The organism is Patulibacter minatonensis DSM 18081 (assembly GCF_000519325.1).
GTDB lineage: Bacteria > Actinomycetota > Thermoleophilia > Solirubrobacterales > Solirubrobacteraceae > Patulibacter > Patulibacter minatonensis.
On record NZ_KI912613.1, the window covers coordinates 1,174,292 to 1,188,814 of the forward strand.

A 14,523-nucleotide genomic window follows, 5' to 3' on the forward strand; every position below is an offset into this window, starting at 1 on the left:
GCGCGACCCGCCCGGCGAGGGGCGGGTCGGCGCCGGTCGACCACGCCGGGCAGCCCCGAGAGCGCCCGGCGCGATCGGACCCCGGCCCTCAGTCGTTGAAGTTCCGTCCCGCCGTGACCTCCGCCACGAACCCGGCCCGGACCACGAAGTCGCCGAAGCGCTCGCCGTCCTTGCGATCCTTCGCGTAGGCGCCGAGGCACTCGTCGAGGACCTCGAGGATCACGTCCTCGCCGACGTTCTCGCGGACCATCTTGTTCAGCCGCTGGCCGTGGAAGCCGGCGCCGAGGTAGAGGTTGTACTTGCCGGGCGCGCGGCCGGTGAGGGCGATCTCGGCGATGTACGGGCGGGCACAGCCGTTCGGACAGCCGGTCATGCGGATCGTGATCGGATCCTCCGTCAGCCCGTGCTTCTCGAGCTGACCCTCGATCTTCGTGATGAGCTCGGGGAGGTACCGCTCGGCCTCGGCCATCGCCAGGCCGCAGGTCGGCATCGCGACGCACGCCATCGAGTTCAGGCGCAGCGCGCTGCGGCCCTTCGTCGGCGCGTTGTCGATCCCGTGCTCGGCCAGGATCGCCTCGACCTTCGGGCGGTCCTCGGGGAGGACGTCCGAGAGGATCACGCTCTGGTTCGGCGTCAGGCGGAAGACGCACAGGCCGGCGTCGGCGACCGCGCGCAGCCCGGTCATCAGGCGCCGCTCGCCGCGGTCGATGATCCGACCGCTCTCGATGAACAGCGTGCAGTGCTCGAGGCCGTCGTCGCCGGTGGTCCAGCCCAGGTCGTCGCCGTTGGACGTGAACGCGAACGTCTTCGCCGGGGCGAGCGCAAAGCCGAGGCGGCGCTCGATCTCGCCCGTGATGACGTCGAGGCCCTTGTCGTCGATCGTGTACTTGAATCGCGCGTGGGCACGGGTCACGCGGTCGCCGAAGTCGCGCTGGACGCCCATCACGGCGTCGAGCGTCGGCTGCAGCTGGTCGACGTCGATGTAGCCGATGACGTCGCCGAGGCGCGGGTAGGTCGCCGGGGCGTTGTCGGCACGGCCCATGCCGCCGCCGATCACGACGTTGAAGCCCTTGAGCTTGCCGCGGTTCGCGATCGCGACGAAGCCGAGGTCCTGCGAGTAGATGTCGATGTCGTTGCTCGGCGGGACCGCGAAGCCGATCTTGAACTTCCGCGGCATGTACTGCTTGCCGTAGAAGGGCTCCTCGGACTCGCCGCGCGGCTGCTCCGGCTTCTCGCCGAACCAGATCTCCTCGTACGCGGACGTCTTGTGGATGACGTGGTCGGAGGCGAGCTGCGCCTGCTCGTAGACCTGCTTATGGAGCTTCGTGAGGCCCGGGTGCACGCCGCTCATCACCGTGCGGGCGACGTCGCCGCAGGCGGCCTTGCCATCGAGCCCGACGTCGCGCAGGCCGAGCATGACCTCGCGCAGGGCGTTGCGGTTGAGGTAGTGGAACTGGAACGTCTGCCGCGTCGTGAGGCGGAACTGGTCGTTCCCGTACGTGCGACCCAGCTCGTCGATCTTCAGCCACTGCTCGGCCGTGCAGACCCCGCCCGGCATGCGGCCGCGGAGCATGAACGTGAAGAAGGGCTCCAGCTTCTGCCGGCGCCGCTCGTCGCGGATGTCACGGTCGTCCTGCTGGTAGATCCCATGGAACTTCATGAGCTTGTTGTTGTTCTCGTCGACGGCGAGCGTGATCTCGTCGATGAGGTCCGTCGTGATCGAGCCCGCGAGGTAGTCGGACTCGAACTTCATCCGCTCCTCGGGCGCCAGCTCCTCGAGCGGGCGGGAGAGGTCGCGGCTGCGGTCGATCTCGACCGTGGCGGCCGGCGGCGCGGGCTTCTTCGCCGCGGGCTTCCGGGTCGTCTTCGTCGTGGGGGCCATCTCAGTACACGTCCAGGAGGTAGCGGTGGTCGCGCTGCAGCTCGGTCAGGTGGGCGTCGGCGGCCTCGCGGTCCAGGCCGCCGTGCTCGACGGCGATCTCGGCCAGCGCGGTGTGCACGTCGGGCGCCATGGCGTTCGCGTCGCCGCAGACGTAGATCCGGGCGCCGTCCTGCAGCCAGTCCCACACCTCGGCGCCCTTCTCGCGCAGGCGGTCCTGCACGTACCTCTTCGTCGCGGAGTCGCGGGAGAACACGGGGTCGAGCCTCGTCAGCGTCCCGTCCTTCAGGAGGTCCTGCCACTCCACCTGGTAGAGGAAGTCGCTGCGGAAGTTCCGCTCGCCGAAGACGAGCCAGTTCTTCCCCTGCGCGCCGCGGGCCTCGCGCTCCTGGAGGAACGCGCGGTACGGCGCGACCCCGGTGCCGGCGCCGACCATGATGATCGGCGCGTCGTCGTCGGGCAGGCGGAAGTGGTCGTTCCGCTGCACGTACACCGGGACGGTCGCGTCCTCGTGCAAAAGGCGCGCGAGGTGCCCGGAGGCCACACCGGTGCGGCCGGACCCGTGCAGGTCGTACTGCACCGTGGAGACCGTGAGGTGCGCCTCGTCCGGTGCCGCGGCCAGGCTCGACGCGATCGAGTAGAGGCGCGGCTGCAGCGGCCGGAGGCCCTTGACGAACTGCTCGGCCTCGATGCCCGCGACCGGGAAGCGGTCGACGAAGTCCGAGACGTGGTGCTCGTGGAAGAACGCGGTGCGGGCCTTCGCGTCGCCGGCCTTCAGGGCGGCGAGCTCGTCGGAGCCCGTGAGCTCGGCCCACTGCTCGAGGAACCGCGGGGTGGCCGCCGTGATCTCGAACGTGCTCGTGAGCGCGTCGCGGAGGGCGACCTCGCCCTGCTTCGTCGTGACCGGCGCGTCGGCCGACAGCCCGGTCTTCTCGAGCAGCAGGTCGACGAGCGCGGGGTCGTTCTCCGGGACGACGCCGAGCGCGTCGCCGGGCTCGTACGTGAGACCCGAGTCCTCGAGGGACAGCTCGACGTGCCGGGTCTCCTTCGTGGAGCCCCGGCCGGTCAGCACGACGTTGTCGAGGACGGCGGCGGAGAACGGGTGCTTCTTCGAGTGCGCGGTGGCCGGCGCGACCCCGCCCGCGGGGGCGGAACCGACGGCCGCGGCCGTCGGGGCGCCGGCCGTCGCGGGCGCCTCGTCGGGCGTGAGCCGCTCGACGACGCCGGCGATCCAGGCCGCGGCATCGTCCTCGTAGTCGACGTCGCAATCGACGCGGTCGGCGATCCGCTCGGCCCCGAGCTCCTCGAACCGCGCGTCGACCTGCTTGCCGGCGGAGCAGTAGTGCTCGTACGTGGAGTCGCCGAGCGCGAGGACCGAGAACCGGACGCCGTCGAGCTTCGGCGCCTTGCGGCCGGCGAGGAACTCGAAGAAGCCCAGCGCGTTCGGCGGCGGATCGCCCTCGCCGTGCGTGCTGGTGATGACGAGGACGTCCTGCTCGTCCTTCAGCGCGCGCGGCTTGTAGTCGGACATGTCGGCGACCTGCGCCTCGAGGCCCTGGGCCTTCGCGGCGGCCTGCAGCTCGCCGGCGAGCTCGGTGGCGTTGCCGGTGTCCGTGCCGACGAGGATCGTCAACAGGCGGGCGGCAGGGCCCGCGGCGAGCGGCTCGGGGGCCACGACACCGGCGGCCGCGCCGTCCGGGGCGACGCCGTTCGTGACGGCGCCGTTCGACGCCGCACCGTCCTGGGCGGGGACCGCGGTGCCGTGGCCGGCGATGCCGGCGAAGTAGCCGCTGAGCCAGATCGCCTGGTCGCGGTCGAGGGACCCCGCCAGACGGTCGAGCTGCTCGAGGTTCTCGGGCGTGAGTGTGGGGACGGGAGGTCGCAACGTGGTGAGGTGCTCGGGCTTCCCGTGCCGACGGTCGGCGTGCCAGGCGACGCGCGGAGGGAACGCGGCGCGGCAGGGGGTAAGCGGATCGGATTTTGGCAGATTCGGGTCCGGCCCCGACGATGATGCCCGCCCCGGAGCCCCTCGTGGCGGAGGAACAGGAAACCCAGGTATTCCGCGAAGGAAGGGACCAGGGGCGGCCGCGACGGCTACCCGTCGTCGCGCAGCGTGAACGGCGGCCCGTCGCCGGCACCCCGCTCGAGCCGGTCCCCGTGATCGCACACGAGGTCGACGACGTCGGCGGCGATCGTCGCCGCCGCGCGGTCCAGCGGGTCGCCGCCGGTGGACCGCCAGCCCCGGGTGACGGTGCCGTCGGCGGACCACACGCCGATCGGCGTGCCCGGCGCGGCCAGGGCGGCGGATTCGAGGATCCGCACCGCGGACTCGTCGGGCGCCACGCCGTCGATCCGCGCGGCGAGGGTCTCGCGCACCGCGTGACGGAGCCGCAGGAAGCGGGAGAGCTCGGTCGACGCGACCCGCACGCCCTCCGCGGCGAGGCCCCGGGCGACGAGCCACCGCTCGAGCACCCGGGCCGCCTCCGCAGCGTCGTACCCGTCGTCGGGGGTCGACGCGAACAGCAGCGAGACCGCCGTGCTGTCGTTCAGGCAGGGCCCGGTCATCCCCCGAAGGTACCGGGCGACCGCCGCGCCGCCCGGGCGCGCGGGCGAGCACCGGGGCGCATTCCCCGGCACCGGCCCGCACGTCCCGGGCTCAGCCCGCCAGCGAGCGGTAGCGCCGGACCGCCAGGAACGACGCGACGACGGTGATCGCCACGATCCAGACGATCGACATCCAGACGTCGGAGTTCGCCGGGGCGGCCTCGCCGCCGATCCACAGGTGCCGCGTGGCGTCGACGAGCGTCGTGAACGGGTTCGCCTCGGCGAACTGCCGCAGACCGTCGGGCATCGTCGACGGCTGCACGAAGGCCCCCGACGCGAACGTCAGCGGGAAGATCACCGTGAAGCCGATCGCGTTCGACGTCTCCGCGGAGCCCGACAGCAGGCCGATCAGGCAGAACACCCACGAGAACGCGAAGCCCAGCCCGAGCAGCAGCAGGATGCCGAGCAGGACCTTCAGCACGTCGGTGCCGAAGCCGAAGCCGACCACCAGGCCGATGCCGATCAGGACGACGAGCTGCAGCGCGTTCAGGGCGATGTCCGCGAACGCGCGGCCCGACAGCACGGCGATCCGCGACATCGGCAGCGACCGGAAGCGGCCGATCAGCCCCTTGTTCATGTCGTCCGCGATCGCCAGGGCGGTCACGAACCCGCCGAAGGCGATCGACTGCACGATGATCCCCGGCATCAGGTAGCTGGCGTAGTTGTCGAAGCCCGGGGTCGCGATCGCGCCGCCGAAGACGTACCGGAACAGCAGCACGAACATCACCGGCTGGATCGTGTAGCCGATCAGCAGGTCGGGCTGGCGGGGGATGCGGCGCAGCTGCCGCATCGCGAGGACGAGGGTGTCCGAGACGGTCCAGCGCAGGCTGCTCATGCGGGCTCCTCCCCGTCGGTCGACGCTTCCTCGGCCGGGCGGCCGGTGAGCGTCAGGAACGCGTCGTCGAGCGTCGGGCGACGGACCGCGATGTCCGTCACGCCCACGCCGGCGTCGTCGAGGCGGCGCACCGCGGCGACGACCCCGCCGCTGCCCTGACGCAGCGGCGTCGAGAGCGACGCCCCGTCGACGGCCGGCTCGCCGTCGGCCAGGGGCGCGAGCGCCTCGGTGGCCGCGGCGGCCTGCGCCTCGTCCTCGAGCACGAGGTCCAGCCGCTCGCCGCCGACCTTCGCCTTCAGCTCGTCGGAGGTGCCCTCGGCGATGACCTGGCCGTGGTCGATGACCGCGATCCGGTCGGCGAGGCGGTCGGCCTCCTCCAGGTACTGGGTCGTCAGGAGCACCGTGGTGCCGTCCGCGACGCGGTCCTCGATCGTCTGCCACAGCGAGTTGCGGCTCCGGGGGTCGAGGCCGGTGGTCGGCTCGTCGAGGAACAGGACCGGTGGGCGCATCACGAGCGCGGCCGCGAGGTCGAGCCTGCGGCGCATGCCGCCCGAGTACGTCCCGGCCGTCCGGCCGCCGGCGTCGACGAGGTCGAACTCCTCGAGCAGCTCCTTGGCGCGGGACCGCGACTCGGCCGGGCTCAGGTGGTAGAGCCGCCCGACCATCTCGAGGTTCTCCTTGCCGGTCAGGTACTCGTCGACCGCGGCGTACTGGCCGGCGAGGCCGATCTTCGACCGGAGCTCCTGAGCGTCCTTCACGACGTCGAGCCCGGCGACGGTCGCGCTGCCGCCGTCGGGCGGGAGCAGCGTCGTCAGGATGCGGACGGCGGTCGTCTTGCCCGCGCCGTTCGGCCCGAGGACGCCCAGCACCGAGCCGGCGGGCGCGACCAGGTCGACCCCCTGCAGGGCGTGGACGTCACCGAACGACCGGCGCAGACCTCGGGCTTCGATCACGGCGTCGGTGCTCATCGGGGCGCACCATACTTGGCGCCTTCGCACTCGTCGCGGCCCGCGGCACGGGTCGGGACGGCGGGCTCGGGGTTCGAGTCCGGCGGGTGGGGGCCGGGGGACTGCTGCGTGATCGGCATGGCGCAACCGTGTCGGGGAACGAGGACATGGACCGTCCGCGATCGCGCGGGCCGGGCCAGGGCGGACCCCTCGGGGTCCACCGCTGTGCCATGAAGACCGGGGGACGGGCGGAAACTCATCGGCCGGACCGCCGCGACCGTGCCCGTCCGGGCTGCACCCACCCGGCCGTGGGGTGAACGGCGCCCGGAAACAGGGCCTATACGCGCGTGGACGGGCCGCGTACTAGTGTCCCGGCGGTCCGTCCGGACGGCCGCTTTTACCGGGTCGCCCGGCGTCATGCACAGCGCGACCGTCGCCGAGGTCCACCCCGGACCTCCCCGCCCGCCGCGCGCTTCCACACGACACAGGAACCGCCACATGGACCTGCTCGAGTACCAAGGCAAGCAGCTGTTCGCGAAGCACGGCCTCGACGTGTCGGACGGCAGCGCCGTCACGACCGTCGACGACGCCGTCGCCGCAGCCAACAAGATCGGCTATCCGGTCGTCGTCAAGGCCCAGGTCTTGATGGGCGGCCGCGGCAAGGCCGGCGGCGTGAAGCTCGCGTCGGACGAGGACGAGGCGCGCGAGCACGCGACCAACATCCTCGGCCTCGACATCAAGGGGCACATCACGCGCACCCTGTGGATCGAGCACGCCTCGGACATCGCGACGGAGTACTACGCCTCCGTGCTGCTCGACCGGTCGGCCAAGAAGCCGCTGGTCATGTTCTCCACGGAGGGCGGCGTCGAGATCGAGACCGTCGCCGAGGAGACGCCCGAGAAGCTCATCAAGCAGAACGTCGACCCGCTCGTCGGGCTGACGAAGGAGCAGGCGCTCGACATCGCCACGCAGGGCAAGGCGGACGAGGACGTCATCGAGGGCGTCGCCGACGCCCTGGTCGCGCTCTACGAGGTCTGGATCGAGGAGGACGCCTCCCTCGCCGAGATCAACCCGCTGATCGTCACGCCCGACCGCAAGGTCAAGGCGCTCGACGCGAAGGTCTCGCTCGACGGCAACGCCGCGTTCCGTCACCCGGACCACGCCGAGCTCGGCGACAAGGCCAACCTCGACCCGATCGAGGTCAAGGCGGCCGAGCAGGACGTCGTCTACGTCAAGCTCGACGGCAACATCGGCATCCTCGGCAACGGCGCCGGGCTCGTGATGTCGACCCTGGACGTCGTGGCGCAGGCCGGCGGCGAGCCGGCCAACTTCCTGGACGCCGGCGGAGGATCCGACGCCGCCAAGGTCAAGCAGGCCGTGGAGATCATCCTCTCCAACGACAACGTCAAGGCCGTCCTCTTCAACATCTTCGGCGGCATCACCCGCTGCGACGAGGTCGCCAACGGCCTGGTCGCCGCGTTCGCCGACCTCAAGCCGACCGTCCCGTTCGTCGTCCGCCTCGACGGCACGAACGACGTCGCGGGTCGCGAGATCCTCGAGAAGGCCGCGCTGCCCAACGTGCAGACGGCGAAGACGATGAACGAGGCGGCCGAGAAGGTCGTCGCGGCGGCGAAGGGGAACAGCTGATGTCGATCCTGGTCACCGAGAACACGAAGCTCGCCGTCGCCGGCATCACCGGCCGCGAGGGGCGCTTCCACACGCTGAACAACAAGAACTACGGGACGAACGTCGTCGGTGGCGTCAACCCGAAGAAGGCCGGCGAGAACGTCGAGGGCATCCCCGTCTTCGGCGACTGGGAGACCACGGTCAAGGAGAGCGGCGCCAACACGGCGATGATCTTCGTGCCGCCGCCGTTCGCCGCCGCGTCGGCCCTCGAGGCCGCCGCCGCGGGCGTCGAGCTCGTGATCATCATCACCGAGGGCATCCCGGCCCACGACGAGCTGAAGCTCTACAACACGGTCAAGCGGGACTACCCGGGCACGACCGTCGTCGGCCCGAACTGCCCCGGCATCCTGTCCCCGGGCAAGGCCAACGTCGGCATCATCCCGGCGTCGTTCTTCAAGCCGGGCAACGTCGGCGTCGTCTCGCGCTCCGGCACGCTGACCTACCAGATCGGCAACGAGCTGGCCCAGGCCGGCTTCGGCAACTCCTCGATCGTCGGCATCGGCGGCGACCCGGTCCCGGGCTCGTCGTTCATCGACGTCATCGCGCAGTTCGAGGCCGATCCCGAGACCGAGCTCATCGTGCTCTCCGGCGAGATCGGCGGCTCCGCCGAGGAGGAGGCCGCCGAGTTCATCGGCGCCAACGTCACGAAGCCCGTCGTCGGCTACATCGCCGGCTTCACGGCGCCCGAGGGCAAGCAGATGGGCCACGCCGGCGCCATCGTCTCCGGCTCCGCCGGCACCGCCAAGGCCAAGGCCGAGGCGCTCGAGGCCAAGGGCGTGCGCGTCGGTCGCACCCCCACCCAGGTCGCGGAGATCGCGATCGACATCCTCAAGGGCTAGGACGCCGCGCGGGTCCCGCCCCGGGCTTCCCGGAGCGGGGCCGCGTCGGACCGCGGCAGGGCTCGGGGCACCCGCAGGGTGTGCCACCACCCGGGCCTGGAGTCGCGGGAGCAGGACCACGCGGGGCGGCCATCGGCCGCCCCGTCGTCGTTCCCGGGCCGGACGTCGCGTTCCCGATCTCGTACCCGTGGGGTACCGGATCGGTCGCACGGGTCGAAGGGTCCGCGGCGTCCGGGGCCGGGACCGGCCGCGTTCCCGATCCGGTACCTCGGAGGTAGCGGATCGGCATCGCGGGGCCGACCCGCCGTCGTCGACGACAGGTCGGCCCCGCCCCCGGACCGCCGCGCGGTAGCGTCCGGAGCGTGAGCACGCCCGCGTCGTCCCTCAACACCGCCGACCTCCGCGTCGCCTTCGTCCAGGCGTCGTGGCACCACGACATCGTGGACCAGGCCCGCGTCGGGTTCCTCGCCGAGATCGCCGAGCACGGCTTCTCGGCCGGCAACGTCGACCAGTTCGCCGTGCCGGGTGCCTACGAGCTGCCCCTGCACGCCCAGAAGCTCGCCCGCACCGGCCGCTACGCCGCGATCGTCGGCGCCGCGCTGGTGGTCGACGGCGGCATCTACCGCCACGACTTCGTCGCCGCCGCGGTCGTCGACGGCCTGATGCGCGTCCAGCTCGACGAGGGTGTCCCCGTGTTCTCCGTCTCGCTCACCCCGCACCACTTCCACGAGCACGCCGAGCACGTCGACTACTACACGGAGCACTTCGTGAAGAAGGGCGGCGAGGCCGCCCGCGCCGTCGCGAACACCCTCAAGTCGCTCGCCACGATCGACTGACCGCCGACGGATCCGGGGTGTCGGACGTCCGCCGTCCCTGCGGCGGCGGACGTCCGGGACCCCGGACCGGCCGCGGTCGACGGGCCCCGCCGACCCCCACCCCACCGACCGGGCCGCCGGAAGCCGCCACGCGCGTCGAGATCCGCCGGGAGGAGTCGGCCCTCCGACGTCGAAGGAGGTCCGTCACCCGTTCCCACCGGCGTTTCCGCCGATCCGCCGCGTACAGTGGCGGCGTGGCCGGTTCGTTCGATCTCGACGGCATGTTCGCGGCGCTCGAGCGCGCGGTCCTCCCGGCACCCCTCGACCCGCTCGACGCCCTCGACGCCGCGGCGGTCACGGCCCGCGACCGCATGCGGATCTTCGACCCCGCCTGCACGTCGGACCCCGCGCCGCAGCCCGTCGCCCCGCGCGGGCGTCGTCCCGGTCGCTGACCCCTCCGGCGCCGCGCGGTCGGCCCAGATTCCGGCGTCGCCGAGGCCTCTCGCACCCGGGCCCACCGTCGGGGCACCGGGACGCCCGCCGGCCACCGGACCGCGCCCCGGGCTGCCACCCGCGGCGGGGGTCGAACCCGTCCGCCGCCGGGACCACCGCGCACCCCCGTCCCGCCTGCACGTCACCTGCGGGAGCCGGTGAATAGTCTGGGGTGATGGCCGACTCCATCTCCTTCTCCCGTGGCGCGCCGTCCGCCGACATCGTCGACATCGACGGGCTCAAGGAGGCCGCGGTCCGCGCCTTCGAGAAGGACCCGGCCGGCGTCGCCGGCTACGGCACGGCGATCGGCTACGTGCCGCTGCGCCGCCACATCGCCGAGAAGCACGGCGTGCCCGAGGACCACGTCATCGTCACCAACGGCTCGATGCAGGCCGACGCGTTCCTCTTCGACGAGGTCGTCTCGTCCGGCGACGCCGTCGTCGTCGAGCGCCCGACGTACGACCGCACGCTCCTCGGCCTGCGCGAGCGCGGCGCCGACGTCCGCCTGATCGGCCTGCAGGCCGACGGCATCGACGTCGACGAGCTCCGCGCCGAGCTCGAGGGCGGCCTGCGCCCGAAGCTCGCGCACGTCATCCCGAACTTCCAGAACCCGGGCGGCTCCACGCTGTCCCTCGAGAAGCGCCACGCGCTGCTCGAGCTGGCCGCGAAGTACGGGTTCCTGATCTTCGAGGACGACCCGTACGTCGACGTCCGCTTCACCGGCGAGCCCCTCCCGCGGATGCTCGAGCTCGACGCCCCCGACGGCGGCACGCCGACGAACGTCGTCTACGCCTGCTCGTTCTCCAAGACGGTCTGCCCGGGCGTCCGTGTCGGCTACCTCGTCGGCAACCCGGAGCTGATCAAGAAGATCCAGCGCCGCGCGACCAACACGTACATCGCCCCGAGCCAGGTCTCGCAGGCCATCGTCTACGAGTTCGTGGCCGGCGACCGCTTCCCCGCCGCCCTGCAGAACGTCAAGGACGCGCTCGCCGAGCGCGCCGGCACGCTCGGGAAGGCCCTGAAGGAGCACCTCCCGCAGGCCAGCTTCGTCCAGCCCGAAGGCGGCTACTTCCTCTGGGTCGAGCTGCCGGAAGGCGAGGGCCACGACTGCGCGAAGATCGCGAAGGAGGCCGCGGACCGCGGCGTCCAGATCGTCAAGGGCACCGACTTCCTCGTCGAGGGGGGCGAGAACGCCTTCCGCCTGGCCTACTCCGCGGTCACCGCGGACAAGATCGACGAGGGCGTCCGCCGCCTGGCCGAGGCCGTCGAGGCCGCGAAGGGCTGACCGGCCGGCCGGCCCACCACCGGCCGGCCCCTCCGCCGCAGCCCGACGTCCGGGCGGGCCCGCCGCCGTCCGCATGGCTCTGAGGACGGCGTGAGGACCGCTGTCCACCGGTCCTCCCACCTGGGAGGATCGGGCCATGCGTGCGAGCGTCCCGGCGGCCCACCCACGACGGACCGCCCTCGGCGCCGCGGCCCTCGCGGTCACCTCGGGCCTCGCGCTCGTCCCGACCGCCGGCGCCGACGTCCTCGTCTCGCGCTCCGACGACGCGCGCGGCACCGCGCGTCCGGTCCTCGTGACGCCGGACGGCACGCGGCGCGAGCTCGCCGCCGCCCCGATCGACGGCCTGGGCCACGCCCCGGTGGTCTCGCCCGACCGCTCCGTCGTCGCGGTCGTCGGCCCCGCGACCGTCGACGGGCTCGACGGCGTGACGCTCCTGCCGACCGACGGCTCCCCGGCCCGGCCGCTCGCGGGAGCGACCACGAGCATCGCCTCCAGCGGGTCCGAGTTCTGGTGGACCGACGGACCGCCCCGGCTGATCTCGGCGATCACCGGCCTCGGCGTCCGCGGCGAGGTCGACACGTGCGCCGTGCCCGCACGGACCTGCAAGGAGACAAAGGCGCCCGGCGAGACGCTGATCGGCTCGTTCGACACCGGCGCGAGCCTCTGGACGCGCTCCGGCACCTTCCTGCTCCCCGAGACCCTCGGCAGCGCCTACCAGCGCTGGACGACCGCCACCGCCGCCCAGGTCCGGCGGGTCCGCGCCGGTCTGCGCCGCCGGCTCGTCCAGCGCGTCGTCCTCCGCTCGTCCGACGGGAAGGAGCGGATCCTCTCGACCGCCCGGCGTGCCCCCGGCACGGGCGTCCTCGACTACGAGCGGCTCACCGACCGGGGGCCGGCGATCGTCACCGACCGCGTCACGCACCGGACGACCATGAGGACCCGCACCCGGAAGGGGCGCCTGCAGCTGCGCCTGACCGAGGAGCTCCGGGGCTCGGTGACACGTGCGTACTCCCCGTCCGGACGCTCCTCGGCGTTCCGGCTCCGCGTCCCCGCGGGCACCACCGGCGCGGTCGGCGAGGCGCCGACCCCGGTCGCCGGCGGATGGCTGATCGCCGTCCGCGCGAAGGACGTGCCCGCCACGCGGCGCCTGGCCCGGTTGGCCCCCGACGGCACGACGAGGACGATCACCCTCGGCGGCTCCCCCCTGACCGTCACCTCGCTCAGCGCCGCACTGGGCCTGCCGAAGCCCGAGGCCGGCCCCCGCCGGGGCGACATCAGCGGCCTGCGCCCCGTCGGCTACGAGGCGGCGACCGACAGCGACGTGGTGATGTTCGACGTCCCCGCCGACAGCCACCAGGTGATCGCCCGGATCCCGCGGTCCGGCGCCGCACCGTCCCTCGTCCTGACCGGTGCCCCGCACCAGCGGGTGGGCGCGATCGCCTGGTGAGCCGGGGCGGGTCGAGGGACCTCCCCGATCCCCCGGCACGTAATGCGCGCCACCCTCCCGGCAGAGAGGAGGTGTGAGCGAGAACCCGACACGAGGCCCCGGATCCGGCGACGCCGGCCGCTGGGCCGTCTACGACGAGCACCACGCGGCCGTGCACCGGTACGTCGCCCGGCGCGCGGACCCCGCGGCGGTCGAGGACCTGACGGCCGAGACCTTCGCGATCGCCTGGCGCCGGCTGCCCCGCGCGAGCGACGACCCGCTGCCGTGGCTCTACGCCGTCGCGCGGAGGGTGGTCCACGGCCACCGGCGCAGCACGGCCCGACGCGCCGCGCTGGTGCGCAAGCTCGGCCGGGCCGGCGAGGACCGCACCGCCGGCGGCGACCCGCACGACCGGGTCGCCGGCGACCCCCGGCTCGTGGCCGCCTTCGCCACGCTGTCGGCCAAGGAGCAGGAGGCCCTGGCCCTCGTCGCCTGGGAGGGCCTCGACCACGACCGCGCCGCACGGGCGGCCGGATGCTCGCCCGGGACCTTCGCCGTCCGCCTGAGCCGCGGCCGCACCCGGCTGCGCGCCGCGCTCGCGGAGCCGGACGACGCGCCGGACCCGTCGCGGCTCGTCGGACGGGCCGGCCCGTCCGGCGCGGCAGCGCTCGGCGCTCCGCCGTCCGCCGTCCCGACGCCCACGTCCCCGCCCTCCGTCGCCGTCCGCGCGACGCACCCCCGCCCCCGAACGATCACGACCCCGGAGGCCTGAGATGCTCCACCCCACCGATCCCCTGCTCACGCGGCTGCGCGCCGCCGACCCCGCCGCGACGACCACCCCCGCGGCCGACCGGCCCGCGGTGCGCCGTGCCCTCGCCCACCGCAGCCGCGCGGCCACCCGCCGCCGCTGGGCGATGGCCCCCGCGCCCGTCCTCGGCGCGGTCCTGGCCGGCGCGCTCGTGCTCGTCCCGTCCGGGACCCCCGCCCTCGCGCAGATCGTCGACCGCGCAGCGGCGGCGAGCGCGCCCTCGCCGGGCACGATCGTGATGGTCCGCTCGAGCGTCGAGAGCCGCTCGACCACCGCGGGACGGGACGACGCACCGTTCGCCCTGGAGGAGCGCGGCTGGGTCCGCTTCGCCCGCGACGGCCGCCCCCTCGACGTCCGGTCCGTCCGGCTGCGGTCCTCGGACCAGGACGACGGAGGTGCGGCCCCGGGGTTCGAGGAGACGACGACCTACCCCCGCTCCGCGGACGGCACGCCCACGTCGCAGGCGTACGACCCGCGGACCGGCCGCACGACCACGCAGGACGGCACGGCCGCGGTGCCGCGGCTCGTCTTCCGCGCCCACGAGCTGCTGGAGCGCGCCCGGCGTGGGACGGCAGGCGTGCGGCTCGACGGCGAGCGGACGGTGGACGGCCGGCGCGTCTTCCGCCTCGTGATCGAGGATCGCGGCGACGGCGGCCCCGTCCCCGGGATCGCCGGGCGCACCGAGCTCGACGTCGACGCGTCGACGTACGCGCCCGTCGCGTACCGCGACGTGACCGAGGGCCGCACGCAGCCGGGCGACGTCCCGTTCCGCACCGAGGTCACCCAGCGCGTGATCGAGCACGACGAGCTGCCGGACACACCGGCCACCCGCCGGCTGCTCGAGCTGCGCGGCCCGCGGGAGCCCTGAGCGCCGGGAGGCGAACGTCCGGGGCGCTCCCGCGACGTC

13 protein-coding genes are annotated in these 14,523 nt (G+C 73.5%); 8 read left to right on the forward strand and 5 right to left on the reverse strand.

Going from position 1 to position 14,523, the window contains the following annotated elements; translation table 11 throughout:
• Positions 1–88: 88 nt before the first annotated feature.
• From PATMI_RS0105370 to PATMI_RS0105390, 5 genes are all read right to left on the reverse strand, one after another.
• Positions 89–1,882 (reverse strand): NADPH-dependent assimilatory sulfite reductase hemoprotein subunit, encoded by a 1,794-nt coding sequence (locus tag PATMI_RS0105370; RefSeq protein ID WP_084269694.1) that lies wholly within the window; start codon positions 1,880–1,882, stop codon positions 89–91.
• Between the two features lies 1 nt (position 1,883).
• Complete coding sequence (locus PATMI_RS0105375; protein WP_026910134.1) at positions 1,884–3,764, reverse strand: assimilatory sulfite reductase (NADPH) flavoprotein subunit; 1,881 nt, start codon at positions 3,762–3,764, stop codon at positions 1,884–1,886.
• Between the two features lie 209 nt (positions 3,765–3,973).
• Positions 3,974–4,444, reverse strand: a complete 471-nt coding sequence (locus PATMI_RS0105380; protein ID WP_026910135.1) for an ABATE domain-containing protein — start codon at positions 4,442–4,444, stop codon at positions 3,974–3,976.
• Positions 4,445–4,535: 91 nt separating this feature from the next.
• A complete protein-coding gene (locus tag PATMI_RS0105385; protein ID WP_026910136.1) occupies positions 4,536–5,318 on the reverse strand; it encodes an ABC transporter permease in 783 nt (260 codons plus the stop codon).
• Positions 5,315–6,286 (reverse strand): daunorubicin resistance protein DrrA family ABC transporter ATP-binding protein, encoded by a 972-nt coding sequence (locus PATMI_RS0105390; RefSeq protein WP_036725286.1) that lies wholly within the window; start codon positions 6,284–6,286, stop codon positions 5,315–5,317. The genes PATMI_RS0105385 and PATMI_RS0105390 overlap by 4 nt, the downstream gene beginning before the upstream one ends.
• Before the next feature lie 477 nt (positions 6,287–6,763).
• Between PATMI_RS0105390 and sucC the strand changes: the two genes are divergently transcribed.
• The 8 genes from sucC to PATMI_RS0105430 all read left to right on the forward strand — a co-directional run bounded on the left by sucC (position 6,764) and on the right by PATMI_RS0105430 (position 14,484).
• Entirely contained in the window at positions 6,764–7,912 is a 1,149-nt protein-coding gene (gene sucC, locus PATMI_RS0105395; RefSeq protein ID WP_026910138.1) for an ADP-forming succinate--CoA ligase subunit beta, read from the forward strand.
• Entirely contained in the window at positions 7,912–8,790 is an 879-nt protein-coding gene (sucD, locus tag PATMI_RS0105400; RefSeq protein ID WP_026910139.1) for a succinate--CoA ligase subunit alpha, read from the forward strand. Before sucC ends, sucD begins: the two co-directional genes overlap by 1 nt.
• 362 nt (positions 8,791–9,152) lie before the next feature.
• Complete coding sequence (locus PATMI_RS0105405) at positions 9,153–9,626, forward strand: 6,7-dimethyl-8-ribityllumazine synthase (protein WP_026910140.1); 474 nt, start codon at positions 9,153–9,155, stop codon at positions 9,624–9,626.
• A 233-nt stretch (positions 9,627–9,859) separates the two neighbouring features.
• Positions 9,860–10,057, forward strand: coding sequence for a hypothetical protein (locus PATMI_RS0105410; RefSeq protein WP_026910141.1), 198 nt, complete (start codon positions 9,860–9,862; stop codon positions 10,055–10,057).
• Between the two features lie 215 nt (positions 10,058–10,272).
• Positions 10,273–11,382, forward strand: a complete 1,110-nt coding sequence (locus tag PATMI_RS0105415) for an aminotransferase-like domain-containing protein (protein WP_211241701.1) — start codon at positions 10,273–10,275, stop codon at positions 11,380–11,382.
• A 136-nt stretch (positions 11,383–11,518) separates the two neighbouring features.
• Positions 11,519–12,829, forward strand: coding sequence for a hypothetical protein (locus tag PATMI_RS0105420; protein ID WP_026910143.1), 1,311 nt, complete (start codon positions 11,519–11,521; stop codon positions 12,827–12,829).
• A 73-nt stretch (positions 12,830–12,902) separates the two neighbouring features.
• Entirely contained in the window at positions 12,903–13,580 is a 678-nt protein-coding gene (locus PATMI_RS27625) for an RNA polymerase sigma factor (protein ID WP_084269696.1), read from the forward strand.
• A gap of 1 nt (position 13,581) precedes the next feature.
• A complete protein-coding gene (locus PATMI_RS0105430; protein ID WP_026910144.1) occupies positions 13,582–14,484 on the forward strand; it encodes a hypothetical protein in 903 nt (300 codons plus the stop codon).
• Positions 14,485–14,523 lie beyond the last annotated feature (39 nt).